Here is a 12,731-nt window from a genome sequence, read left to right as displayed (position 1 = left end):
GTTTGGTATGGAGCGATGCACCATCCCATGTATGCAGGGGTGGCGATAAAAGGGCGCTCACATTCTGCTGCCCACCAGTAAAACCATGTCCAATAACCATAGCCCTTGAGGAGGCTGATTTAACACCGCAGGATTACATTGAAATAAAGGAGGAGTTCGCCAGGAAGACAAGGCTGGGTGAAGGTCAGGGCACATGTTTCGGGTCCCTTGTATGGTGCTGCAAGCCGTCAAAACCATGCCCCCTCAGGGACATGGCAATGAAGAGGATCAACATGACGGTTGAGGAGTACATGGAACTAAAGAAGAAGCTTTCAGAGGCACTTGTTGGAACAGCAGGACCCGACACTGAAAGCGTGAAGGCCCTTGCAGAGGCCTTTGATGTATCCATGGATGAGGCAATGGATGCCATCAGGGAGGCTGACAACGACCTCAGAACAGCCATGAAGATACTGCGGATGAAATCCCTCTGATGGATGGTAAAAATGGCATGGACTCCCCTATACATGGACATGGACGGGAAGAGGGTCTTCGTCCTTGGTTCAGGGGAGGTTGGAATCAGGAGGGCCAGGAGGTTCCTTGAGGCAGGTGCAGAGGTGGTTGTGGCGGGCCCGCCGGCAGAACTTGAAGGAGCAAGGTTTGTTGAAATGGATAACCTTGAGTACTGGGTTGAATGGGCGGACCTGGTGGTGGTTGCAAGTCCTGACAGGGAACTGAATGATAGGGTGGCATCCTTTGCAGGTAAGAGGCTCCTGAACCGTGCAGACAGTCCACTGGAGGGGGATGTGATAGTCCCGTCAACCTTCATGGTGGGGGATGTTTCCATTTCAATATTCACGGGGACAAGGAGTCCCCTCATGGCAAGATACCTCAGGGAGAGGATTCAGGATGCCATCCAAACTGAGGATCTACTGATGATAGAGGTCCAGGATAGGGTCAGGAGGAAGATCCGGGAAGAATTCGATGATCACAGGGTCAGGAGGAGGATACTCTACAGGATATCAGAGGACCCTGAGTTAAAGGAGTATCTGAAGAAGCAGGACACCGAAGCAGCCCTTGAAAGGGCTTACACCATGATAGATGAATTCAGGAGGGGGGTTTTAAGATGATTCTCAACATAAGGGTGGATCATAAGACCTCGGATGTGGAGGAAATGGAACATGCATCGGGGGATATCCAGGAACTTGTGGCTGAACTGGAGGCTGCAGGGGTCGTTAAGGAGAAGATCCCCCTGGTGACCTGTAACCGTGTGGAGTACTATCTCTCTGCCGATAACATCCCTGAGGGATTTGATTTCAGGGGCTTCACCGTTGAAACCGATGAGGATGCCCTGAGACACCTCCTGAGATTGTCTTCAGGCCTTGAATCCATGATAATAGGTGAGGACCAGATACTCGGCCAGATAAAGACCGCCAGGATCAGGGCCCTCAGGGATGGTACCTGCGGCCCCCTCCTTGACATGATCTTCACCAAGGCCATTCATGTTGGACAGGCAGTAAGGCGGAAGACGGAGATAAACAGGGGCTCTGTGTCCATAGGATCCGCAGCAGTTGAACTTGCAGAATCCATACATGGAGACCTTAGGTGTAAGAAGGTCCTTGTTATCGGGGCCGGGAAAATGGGGACCCTTGTTGCAAGGGCACTTGCAGAGAAGCACCTGAAAGCCATAATGGTTGCAAACAGGACCTATGACCGGGCATATAACCTTGCATGTGAACTTGGAGGCGAGGCAATACACTTCGACCGCCTTAACGAGTCCCTCAGGGATGCTGATGTTGTTATAAGCGCCACCGGCTCACCACACCACATCCTCACCCTTGAACGTGTAAGGGAGGCTGTACCCCCTGAGCGCAGATCCAGGGTTGTCATGGTTGACATTGCAAACCCAAGGGATATAGAGGACTCTGTAAGGGAACTCGGGATAAGGGTTTTCAGTATAGATGACCTCAGGGGTGTGGCAGAGGAGAACAGAAGAAGAAGGGAAGCCGAGGCCCGGGAGGCCGAGAGAATAGTTGAGGACGAACTTGAACTCCTCCTGAGGTCCCTTAAACGCATGGTTGCAGACCCCCTGCTTGCTGAGATAAGAAGCCGGATGGAGGAGCTCCGCAGGAGGGAGCTTGAGAAGGCCGTGAAAATGATGGAAAATTCTGATGCTGACAGGGTTATGGATGACCTCACAAGGTCAATAGTTGATAAGATCTTCCATGATGTCGCCATCAGCATCAGGGAGGCTGCTGAAAGGGATGATGTTGAGTTTCTGAGGGCCTGTGCCGATATATTCGGCTGTGATTCTGTTTAGCCTCCTGGTGTGACTGCTGATATAGGTGTTCTTTGATCGGCATCATGATCTTCAGGCGAACATGTGCCTGGGTTCATCTGATTTTTTACGCTCTTTGAGTGAGTATTTAATATGTTCAGGTCGCACGGTTTCACTGTCCTCTGCAATGGCCCTGTGGAGGGCTGTTTTAAGCACCCGCTCCCTGATGTCCCTTCCTGACATGCCGCGGGTCAGTTTCACCAGACGTTCAACCGGGCACTCAACCCTCAGGGGCATGGTTTCAATGCATTTCTCAATCATAAGCCTTCTTTCATCATCCCCCGGGAGTTTAAACTCTATCTCCTCTTCAAAGCGACTTCTTATAGCATTATCAAGGAGTTCGGGGTTGTTGGTGGCCCCGATGGTTACAACACCCCAGTTATCATTTATACCATCCATCTCGGTTAGAAGGGCGTTTACAACCTCTGAAACATCCCCCCGGAGGGACTGGTACTTCCTGTCAAGGCCCACAGCATCCATCTCATCAATGAATATCACTGAGGGGGCTGTTTTTGATGCCAGTTCATAGAGTTCATGTATCTGCCTGGCACCATCACCCACATGTTCACCGATAAGACTCGTTGCCTTTATGAGGTAGAGGGGGACCTTTAACTCGTTTGCAAGGGACTTTGCAAGCATGGTTTTACCTGTACCTGGATGCCCGTGGAAGAGGACGTTTCTGGGGGCCCAGTCCCTGAAGCGATCAGGGTCCTCAAGGTACTTCATGATTATCCGGCACTTTACCTTGGCGTCCTCCTGTCCGATGACATCATCCATTCTTATGTTGCTTCTGACCTCATGGAACTCCTCCTTCTCATTCTCAAGGAGTATTATTGAGGTGTTCCCTGTGATCTTTGAACCGTCAGGGTGGGCCCTTATAATCTTGAATGCATAATCAGGGAGTAATTTCTGGTCAAAGAGGTAGGAGCCCTCCCTTGCAGTGAATCCCTCCCACTGGTCCCTGGCATAGAGTTCAAAGAGTTCCTTGTTAACCACGTCTATCCTCGGGGCCTCCATAAGGTTGCATACAAAGGGGTATCCAACCGGTTGAAGCACAATCAGCTTGGCCTCCCTTTCAGGTTCAGGGGCCATAACAGGGAACTTTTTATCAGATAGCTGGGATTCATGGATTATGTTATTGAATTTCACCACATCACCTGTTCTTCAGAAGAAGCTTCTGATACTGTGATATCCTCAAGAAATAGACTCATCATATAGAAATTGTTGCTGGTGGTGTATAAAGTTTTAGGTAATGGAGAGATTCATGCCGCAATTGCTGCAGTCACAGGTCGGGGCACGGCTCTTAAAATTAAACATTAAGGTTGGATGTTGGGGGTGTTATTTCTTATTGGAGGTTTTTTGTGAGGGTTTCTATCTGGTGGCATGGTTTTATCTTTTATCAGAGGTATCCGCCCAGGATCTCCTTTATTCTAACAGCGTCCCTGTCCTTCTGGGGTGTCTCTGAGATTATGGTGGCATCCCATCCGCACTCCACCAGGACCCTGATGAGGGGCTCTACCGGCGGACCGAAGTCCTCTCTGAGTGTATGGTGCCTCTTCTCCCCGGCGTCGGTGTACTCTATTGCCGTGAAGTGACAGTGGAGGTGATCCATGCCGAGGCGGTCCTCTATCGTATCAAGTATCCTGAGGTAATCTGAGGCACCCTCTATACAGCCACCACCCCTTGCATGTATATGGGCGAAGTCAACTGTGGGTTTTATGTTATCGAATTCTTCAGAGAACCCTATTATCTCACCGAGACTCCCCACCTGTGATTTCTTACCGGTGGTTTCAGGTGCAAGGGTGAAGTCCCTTAGACCGGCATCATGGAGTTCATCGATGAGGGTCCTTAGGGATTCCCTGCACATTTCAAGGGCCTTCCTTCTGCCATGTTTACCGTAGAACCCTGCATGGAACACAACCCTGTAGGCACCCATCCAGTCAGCTGCAACCACGCAGTCAAAGAGCCTTTCAATGGATTTTTTAACGGTTTCCTCCTGGTGGGAGGACAGGTTGATGTAGTATGGTCCGTGCATGGAAACAAGGACATCATTCCTTCTGGAGTTCTCATGGATAAGGAGCGCATTCTTTTTCTTTAATCTGAGCCCGTAGGTGGCCTGGTATTCATAGGCGTCCAGTCCCATTGACCTTAGCCTTCTGAAAACATCCACTGCACTGCCCCGGTAACCTACAGGGTTTCCTGCAGGCCCTACTCTTATCAAAACAGACACCAAAAAAATTAGGGTGGTTAGAGTATGCCCATGGCCCTGTTGGTCTTTCTGATGGACTTCATGTTGTCATCTTCAACTTCAAGGAGGGCCCTTATGGCATCCACGCTCTCAGGGACGGCATCTGATTCCTGGTGGACCGCCTGCATGTAGAAGAGTTCGCCGTCCACAACGTTTATGGATTCCTCCCATACAGGTATCTCGAAGAGGTCGTTCCTGGACCTTCCGAGTTCCTTGGCGTACTCCATTATCTCAGCAGTTGATGCAAGACCCTCGGATGTCCGTACGAGCATCACCCTTGTTGTTTCATCGAGCCGGGCCTTTATCTCATCGGCATCCACAGGGTCTTCCAGTTCCACCATTATGTTGTGCTGGTGCATGAGTGTGGTTGGAACCAGGAGGGCCACTGTGTGGATGTTCACGCCCTTCATGACGGTTTTAAGGTCTGGTCCGTGGTGTGATGGCACTGTTGGAGGGTTGGGTACTATGGCATTTATGGGTCCCTTACCCACCTGCACAGGGTCAGCCCCCCTTCGCACCATGACTGCGCGGACCTTCTTTATGCCGCAGAGGTCGTCTATGGGTTTGAGTGTCCTGCAGAGTCCTGTTGTGTTGCATGAGACCACACGGGTGTATTCGGCGCCAAGGGAATCCTCATAGTTCGCAAAGGAGTTGAAGGAGAGTCCTATGGCATCATGTTTTTCACCGCCCTGGAATATGGCCTTTATACCCTTCTTACGGTACATCTCAAGGTTCTTTGCACCTATACCCTCGGGTGTTGCATCCACGACGATGTCGGCTTCCTCAAGCATATCCTCAACGGTACCGCTTACAGGGATCCCTGCCTCATCAAAGAGCTTTTCACGTTCAGGGATGCTTATGTAGAGGTCGTAACCCTTCTCAACTGCAACCCGTGCCTCAAAATCAGGTTTTGTCTTGCTGACACCCACAACCTTCATATCGTCCTGGGCAGCTACGGCATCAGCAACTCTCTTTCCTATTGTCCCATACCCGTTAATGGCTACAGATATCATTTAAAAAAACCTCCTGCCTCCTGAAACCTCTCTGATCCCAGGAGAGCCTCTTTCAGTTTAAAGGTTCAGTTTAATAAATATTTGGACGGGTTCTTTTATATAATTTTATCTCAGCGGCAGCTGCCTTATGGATACCATACATGCTGTTTGAATGTTGTTATCTCGGGTGTCGGCTGCCCTTATACCATGCTGATTCTTCCCCTAAATTATACTTCAAAAAATAGCGCCAGGGTTCTGATGGGTTACATGCTGTTCGGGATGTAACCGTGCACCCTTTTAGAAAAAAAATAAAGGGTGGGGTTGTGGATGGTTACTGGTTCTCCACGGCTTCAAGTTTCTCGGGGAGATATGTGTCCACAACGTACTCAAGACCGTACTTTGAGAAGGACTGCTGTTCCGCCTTCTTACCTATCTTGAGCATCTTCTTGATCTCAACCTTCCAGAAATCATCCCTGTACCTCGGATCCTTGAGGAGTTCCTTCAGCCGCAGGACATCGATGTCCTTGAGGGGATCGGTTGGAAGGTCATAGTTTATTATGTCACTTGCTGTAACACCGAGGAACCTTGCATCGGGTGTTGCAAGCTGATGGTTGACGTGGGCAAGCTTCGCACTCCCTGAGATGATAACCATTGCAATATGGAATCCCCAGGGGTCTCCGTCGTTACAGATGTATACCGGGAGGTTGAGTTCCTCGTTGACCCTCTTGATGAACCTCCTTGTTGCCCTTGCAGCCTGACCCTTGAGTCCGACTATGAGGGCATCGAACTTCTTGTAGGCCTTCTCCTGGACCAGACGGTGGAACATACCCATTGTCTCCACTGCAATCACACGTTCCACGTCATGGTCAACGAATTCAACCTCATCAATTGTCGGGGATATATTGTAACCTGACTTACCTGACCTGAGGGCGTTTATCTCGATATCGCCTTCACGGACCGTTAGCTCCCCGTAAACTGATGCCCCGTCCTCTTCCGGCATGAGGCCCAGGTCCTCCCTTGTCATCCCCAGGGTGACCTCCAGGTCCTCACCGACTATGTTTGACTCCTGCTGGTCTGCGAAGTCCACTTCCCATCCCTCTGAGATGTAGTAGAGCTCCCTGAGGGTTGCGGTCTTCTGCCTGGCTACAAGGTCCTTGCAGAAGTTTGCAGTGTAGAGCATCTGACCTATCTTCTTTATCTGCTTAACGTTACCAAGTGACCTTGTACCGTAACGGTCTCCAAGGACGTAGTGTCTCCTGTTCTCATCATAGATGATGTTTGATGTGCCCCTTGAGGGGACCTTTATCTTTGGAATCTTTCCAGCCTGGACATCCTCAAGTATCATGTCACCGAGGCTTTTGAGTTTGTTAATGGCAATTTCACGTCTATTCATTCAGTGATTCCCCCAGTATTTCCAGTTTTGCTCTTCTTGTAACCTTATCAAGGAGTTCCCTGTAATCGGGTGCTTCACGTTCTGCAAGGAGCGCTGCCTGCTTTATTATAACGGGGACGTAGGTCTCGAAGACCCTGGCCCTCTGGGCCTCCTCCTTGGCTGCCTTCTTCTTCCTGAGGTACTTCTGCAGTTTCCTTGCAACGATCATGGTGGCCTGCCTGATCTCATGGAGTATCTCAGGCTCGGGTGCTATGCTCTGTTTACCTGTTGAGAGGTAGGGGACGTTGGTGGAGACAACGTTCACAAAGATGGTGAGGGGTGTGCTCTCAAGGTCCCTTATACCGTACCGTTTCCAGTCAAGGCTCTTGATACCCTCTGTTATTGCACAGCTACCCGCATCAAAGGTGAGGGGCACCCTGTTGGCGAACCTCATTATCTCGGCCTTCCTCTGGTCACCCACAAGCCTTCCTGAGTTACCGCCGTAGGCTATACCCGCCTCGACTATGAATGCAATACCACCCCTGTAGGTCTTGGGTTTCCTTGTTACTGTGGCCGTGAATTCAGGGTCCAGTATCTCACGCATACCCTTCTCAATCTGGTCCTCACCTATGGGTATGAGGCCTGAGGTCGGAGGGGCCATGAAGTTCATCTTCTTGAAGGCCTCAACTATCCTCTCGGCCTCCTCCCACTTCATGTCCTTGGGCCTCTTGTTGAGGTCTATCCCTGTCAGCTCCTCAAGTTCCTTCACCTTCTTGGCAGACATCCTTGAGAGGTTGCTTGTTAGCATGCTCCTGAATCTTCTCTTCTCGGTGTGCTTTGCCATGAATATGAGGTCGTCTGCGGTCACACCCCATGGGTGCGGCAGGACCTCCTTGGGGAGGGGTGGGACGATGTCTGATGCCCGGTTGAAGACGTAGCGGTTTCCTGCTGGGTCATTGAACACTATCTTTGCATGGGGGTTGGCTATCATTGTCCTTCTTATGTATTCATATGCGCCCTGCTCTGATAGTGAATATGAAACGTCCTTGAAGTGGAGTTCTATGCACACACCCGTACCTTCAACCTCCACATCCTCCCTTTCAAGGATGAGTCCCTGGTTCTTCTTCACATCCATCTTGAGGGACATCTTGACCCCGCGTAGCTCCCCGTTTTCCCTGGTACCTGATATGACCTTTACCGGTTTACCTGTGGTCATCTGGGACAGGAGGACGCATCCACTGCACCCGAGCCCCTGCTGTCCCCTTGACTGGATGTTACGGAACTTTGACCCGGCGAACATGGTACAGAACACCTTTGGTATGTACTTCTCGGGTATTCCGGGTCCGTTGTCCTGGTGTCTGAGGATGTAGTGATCTTTACCCACCCTTTTGAGGTCTATTTTTATTTCAGGGAGTATACCTGCCTCTTCGGCAGCATCAAAACTGTTTGTTATCAGTTCATGGAACACTATCGTCAGTGACCTTATTTTACCGGAGAATCCAAGCATCTGCTTGTTTTTCCTGAAGAATTCTGATGGTGTGAGTTCCTGAAAACCTTCATCAAAGAGATCTAAAGCCTGCCTAGCCAAAAAGCTGCCTCCTTATTATTTTTAAAACTGTTAATACTTGCAGTATGCACTCTTCATATGTATATCTCTGTAGCATGTAACATATAAACTTATACCTATATATGGGGCTGTTTAGGTTGTGGCATTCTGGAGGTGTCGATTAAAATTATTGAAGATAACCTCCATGAAAATAGAAGTTTCACATGAACTTAACGCCTTCCTGAAACTCCTTCATCTTCATTTCCTGTTTCTTCTTTTCAAGGAATGCGTAGACAGATTTGTGCCTGGCCCCATTGAGTATCATTTCAACGGCTTCCCTTGCAACTGAAAGCTTTTCAAACTCCCCTATCAGTGCAACGGTTTTTCCATAGACCGACATGTCCACGCCTGTCATATCATGAATTATCTTCCGTGTTATACCACCACGGCCTATAACACGCCCCTTCTGCCTTGCTATGGCCTTCTTTGACTTACCCACATAGTCGGTGATTTTTATGATGTCAAGTGCAACGTCATCATCAAGGAGCTTGAGGGCTATTTCCGGGTTGAAACCACGGCCTATTGCCTTAACGATGTTCCTGGCCTTCCAGGGTGATAGGGGATCTTCGAGTTCATCCTGGGGTATGAGGGTAACCGCACCGGTTTCGCTGTCAATTTCAAGTTCTGTCTGGGTTAAACGTTCTATCCTGGCTTTAACCTCGCCATTTTTACCTATTAAAACTCCAACCCTTTCGCGGGGTATTTTAAGATATTCCTCGCTGGGCATTTGATTCACCTCAATGAAATAAATGATTAACTGTTAGGGTAACTAATCCTTTCTGGTTATCTGCTTCATTATCTCACTGCCATTTACAGACAGCCCTATCCTTCCAAAGTCCCTCACAATATTTTCAACATCCCTTTCAAGGAGCTCGGGGGCCAGGGGGTGTTCAAGCACCATTGCCTGGGATACATCTATTATTACAGGTTCACCCCCGTGGTTGAGGATATTGAAGAATGATAGATCACCGTGCACAAGCCTAGCACGTGTATAGAGGAGGTGCATGTACTCGACTATACGCTCAAGGACTCCCTCAGGATCTTCAGGCGGGGCCTCCCTCATTGTGGGTGCAGGAGCACCGTCATCCCCTATGAACTCCATTATCAGGATATTGTCCCTTGCAACAGTGGGTTCAGGGACACGGACACCGGCCTCATGGGCCCTTTTAAGGTTCCGGAATTCCTTGTTGACCCATGCCTGGACAAGCTGGCGTTTATTTGTTGTCCTCACCCTGAAGCGGGGGTCGCCCTGGATATAATACTGCATCTTCCTGAAGTCGGATGTGGAGACCCTGTAGATCTTAACCGCAACGAATTCATCACTCTCGGTGATGCCCTTGAAGACGTTGGCCTCCTTTCCGGTGCTCACGGCACCGTTGAGGACCGACAGGTAACCTGCATTTGCAAGCTTGTAGAGTGTCTTGAGGGTGAGCTCATCGAAGACCTCGCTTCCAACACGCCTGTCTTCAACGCTCTTAAGCCTCTTCTCGGCCTCCATCCTTCCAAGGTCAGAGTCAGCCCTGTCCACAGCCCTCGACTTAAGGGCCCTTAATTCAGGTGCGCTTCCAGCTTTTTCAGGATCCATCAAAATCAACTTCTAAAAGAAACCATTAAAGTTTAAGGTAGCCCTTCCTTTCAAGCCAGTTTGACTCTGTACGGGTGTATCTCCATACAACATCTGCCTTTTCATCGCTCTGGAATTCCCAGGGCTTTACAAGTACAACATCGCCTTCACGGATCCATATACGTTTTTTCATTTTCCCAGGGATCCTGCCAAGCCTGATATGGCCATCCGCACACCTTACCTTGAGTTTACCGTGCCCCATTATCTGTTCAACAACTCCGGGTATCTCACCCTTCCTGGGTGTTCTAACACGCCTGACTTCCTGTGTCTGATGTCCTCTACTCAAATACTCTCCTCCTGATTTTTTTAGTTGATTAACTTTGATTAGGGGAATTAAAATCCTTGTCTGCCAATCAAAGAAATAGACACTATAATTTATACCCATCAAGATATAAATAAATTGCTTAGGTATTCAGTACAACTCATTCATGGTGATTACATGGGAACAGAATTTCTTGAAATAATTGATGTTGATGATGCAAGGATGATCATAGGCGAACTGGTGGATGAACTCTACAGCAGAGGCTCTGAAGTGGTTGAAATCGGTGATGCAGCAGGAAGAGTCCTTGCAGTGGACGTGGAAAGCCCCATTGACCTTCCACCCTTTGACAGGGCATCCAGGGACGGGTATGCTGTTGTGGCAGCAGACACATTTGGGGCAGGGGATGAGAACCCGGTAAGGCTTAAGTGCATCGAGATGGTTGAGGCAGGGTCAATACCATCCCTCAGGGTTACGGAGGGGTTCTGCACCCGTATAAGTACAGGGGCACCGGTGCCTGAGGGTGCTGATGCCATCGTGATGGTGGAGTACACCGAAGCCGATGGCGATGATGTCTTCATCTATCGCCCCGCATACCCCTCACAGCATATAGGTGCAAGGGGCTCCGACATAAAGGAGGGGGAGATCCTGCTCCATTCAGGAACACTCCTTTCCCCGGATAAGGTGGCGGCCCTCTCTGCTGCAGGCATCTCCAGTGTCAGGGTCATCTCTGAGCCATCTGTTTACGTGATATCCACAGGGAACGAGCTTATAGGGCCATCAGAAACACTTGAACCGGGAAGGATATTTGACTCCAATTCAGCGGGAATTGCAGCGGCCCTGGAGGAGGCAGGGTGTTCCGTGATACATGGAGGTATAGTCAGGGATGATCATCATGAACTCAGGGAAGCCATCTCCCGGGGCGTTGAGGAGGCAGACCTTGTTATAACCTCAGGAGGCACATCTGCAGGTACGGGTGACGTGCTCTCGGATGTCCTTGAGGAACTTGGGGAGGTCCTCATCCACGGCATATCCATGAAACCAGGTAAACCTACAATAGTGGGTGTGGTATCCGGGAAGATTGTGATAGGACTCCCGGGGTTCCCTGTGGCAGCCCTCCTTGTTTTCAAATCACTCATAGACCCATTCCTGAGGAAGCTTTCAGGGATGAAAGCTTCAGAGGAATCAGTTAAGACATTCAAACTCTCTGAGAGGTTCCATTCATCCAAGGGGCGGGTCCAGTATGCCCTTGTAAGGGTTGATGGAGGATACGCCCACCCCATCTTCAGGGACTCAGGCGCCATAGCATCCCTTGCACAGGCAGACGGGTACATTGAGATACCAAAAAACGTTGAGATACTACATGAGGGGGAGGATGTCCAGGTATTCCTCTTTGAATAGCAGGGTCATGATTTCAGGACGTGTTTGCTGTGCCAGGAACCGATAGCAGTTCCAGTCCCAGTATCATTTTATTCATGGGGTTTGCGCCCCACGGACCCATCTCCTGCTGATGGACTGGATCTCAGGGCCCATCGCCCTTCAGGGATGAGAGAACACCCTCAACATACTCCACCAGGTCTTCAGGGTCACTGAACACGGCTTCACCCTCAAGATCGACACTGGGCCTTTCAACGAGTATCACGGGTATCCCCAGCTCATTCGCAGCCCGCACCTTCTCCTTAAGACCCCCTGTTTCTCCACTGTCCTTTGTTATGACGGCACCGGCACCGTAATCCCTGAGGAGGGCCCTGTTCAGCTCCACCGAGAAGGTCCCCTGCATTGCTATGATGTTCCTGCCGGGGACGCCAAGTTTCCTGCAGGCCTCAATGGATGGGGTGTAGGGGAGTACACGTACAGCGACCCTTTCAGGTCCAAGGACCCCGGTTACTTCAGGAAGGGTTGAAACACCTGCAAGGTGCATCACAACCTCACCATCATCAAGTAGTGATGATGCAAGCTCAGCAGCCTCCCTGAATGTCCCGACCCTTATCACTTCCCCGGCGTCCACAGGGGGCCTCTCAAACCTCACGTACACAGCCCCTGTTTCATGGCAGGCCTTCAGGGCGTTCCAGGTGGCCCTCACAGCAAAGGGGTGGGTTGCATCAACAAGAACACCCGCCCCCTTCTCCTCTATGAGTTCACAGAGCTCTTTTTCAGTGAGGGGACGGGATACAGTTTCTGATGCACCGGATATCCCTGCAAGTTCGGCGCCGTAGTCAGTTGTTGCCGTTGCTGTAACTTCAACTCCCCTTTCACTGAGTTTCCCTATTATCCTCCTTGCATCGGCGGTCCCTGCCATTACAATGACCCTCATCT

13 protein-coding genes are annotated in these 12,731 nt (G+C 50.2%); 4 read left to right on the top strand and 9 right to left on the bottom strand.

The window, feature by feature from the left end:
* The first annotated feature begins 2 nt into the window (after positions 1-2).
* The 3 genes from N5910_RS07070 to hemA are packed head-to-tail and all read left to right on the top strand — an operon-like array spanning position 3 to position 2,296.
* Positions 3-470 carry a methanogenesis marker 9 domain-containing protein gene (locus N5910_RS07070; protein ID WP_074359305.1) on the top strand — a complete coding sequence of 156 codons (468 nt, stop codon included), beginning with the start codon at positions 3-5 and terminating at the stop codon, positions 468-470.
* 12 nt (positions 471-482) lie between these two features.
* Positions 483-1,106, top strand: coding sequence for a precorrin-2 dehydrogenase/sirohydrochlorin ferrochelatase family protein (locus tag N5910_RS07065; RefSeq protein WP_191216114.1), 624 nt, complete (start codon positions 483-485; stop codon positions 1,104-1,106).
* Positions 1,103-2,296: a glutamyl-tRNA reductase gene (hemA, locus tag N5910_RS07060; RefSeq protein ID WP_074359303.1), complete on the top strand. Its 1,194-nt coding sequence runs from the start codon at positions 1,103-1,105 to the stop codon at positions 2,294-2,296. The genes N5910_RS07065 and hemA overlap by 4 nt, the downstream gene beginning before the upstream one ends.
* 51 nt (positions 2,297-2,347) lie before the next feature.
* On the opposite strand, the gene N5910_RS07055 is transcribed toward hemA, so the two are convergent.
* The 8 genes from N5910_RS07055 to eif1A all read right to left on the bottom strand — a co-directional run bounded on the left by N5910_RS07055 (position 2,348) and on the right by eif1A (position 10,442).
* Positions 2,348-3,463 (bottom strand): AAA family ATPase, encoded by a 1,116-nt coding sequence (locus tag N5910_RS07055; protein WP_074359302.1) that lies wholly within the window; start codon positions 3,461-3,463, stop codon positions 2,348-2,350.
* A gap of 250 nt (positions 3,464-3,713) precedes the next feature.
* Complete coding sequence (locus N5910_RS07050; protein ID WP_315901935.1) at positions 3,714-4,544, bottom strand: deoxyribonuclease IV; 831 nt, start codon at positions 4,542-4,544, stop codon at positions 3,714-3,716.
* Positions 4,545-4,561: 17 nt separating this feature from the next.
* Positions 4,562-5,575: a phosphorylating glyceraldehyde-3-phosphate dehydrogenase gene (locus N5910_RS07045; protein ID WP_074359300.1), complete on the bottom strand. Its 1,014-nt coding sequence runs from the start codon at positions 5,573-5,575 to the stop codon at positions 4,562-4,564.
* Positions 5,576-5,885: 310 nt separating this feature from the next.
* The gene (locus N5910_RS07040) at positions 5,886-6,947 is read right to left on the bottom strand and encodes a DNA topoisomerase IV subunit A (protein WP_074359299.1); all 1,062 of its coding nucleotides are present in this window, start codon (positions 6,945-6,947) and stop codon (positions 5,886-5,888) included.
* The gene (top6B, locus tag N5910_RS07035; RefSeq protein WP_074359298.1) at positions 6,940-8,514 is read right to left on the bottom strand and encodes a DNA topoisomerase VI subunit B; all 1,575 of its coding nucleotides are present in this window, start codon (positions 8,512-8,514) and stop codon (positions 6,940-6,942) included. The genes N5910_RS07040 and top6B overlap by 8 nt, the downstream gene beginning before the upstream one ends.
* Positions 8,515-8,692: 178 nt before the next feature.
* A complete protein-coding gene (locus tag N5910_RS07030) occupies positions 8,693-9,259 on the bottom strand; it encodes a KH domain-containing protein (protein WP_074359297.1) in 567 nt (188 codons plus the stop codon).
* 42 nt (positions 9,260-9,301) lie between these two features.
* Positions 9,302-10,117: a serine protein kinase RIO gene (locus N5910_RS07025; RefSeq protein ID WP_191216113.1), complete on the bottom strand. Its 816-nt coding sequence runs from the start codon at positions 10,115-10,117 to the stop codon at positions 9,302-9,304.
* A gap of 25 nt (positions 10,118-10,142) precedes the next feature.
* Complete coding sequence (gene eif1A / locus N5910_RS07020) at positions 10,143-10,442, bottom strand: translation initiation factor eIF-1A (RefSeq protein WP_074359295.1); 300 nt, start codon at positions 10,440-10,442, stop codon at positions 10,143-10,145.
* A 153-nt stretch (positions 10,443-10,595) separates the two neighbouring features.
* Between eif1A and N5910_RS07015 the strand changes: the two genes are divergently transcribed.
* On the top strand, positions 10,596-11,816 hold the full coding sequence (locus N5910_RS07015) for a molybdenum cofactor synthesis domain-containing protein (RefSeq protein WP_074359294.1): 1,221 nt from the start codon (positions 10,596-10,598) through the stop codon (positions 11,814-11,816).
* A 121-nt stretch (positions 11,817-11,937) separates the two neighbouring features.
* Here the strand turns inward: N5910_RS07015 and cobK are convergent, their stop codons facing one another.
* Positions 11,938-12,729, bottom strand: coding sequence for a precorrin-6A reductase (cobK, locus tag N5910_RS07010; protein WP_074359293.1), 792 nt, complete (start codon positions 12,727-12,729; stop codon positions 11,938-11,940).
* Between the last annotated feature and the right edge of the window lie 2 nt (positions 12,730-12,731).

Origin of the sequence: Methanothermobacter wolfeii (genome assembly GCF_025397995.1) — an archaeon.
In the GTDB taxonomy this organism is placed as follows: Archaea; Methanobacteriota; Methanobacteria; order Methanobacteriales; family Methanothermobacteraceae; genus Methanothermobacter; species Methanothermobacter wolfei.
Note: the sequence above shows the minus strand (reverse complement) of the source record. Positions and strands in the feature narration are given on the sequence as shown.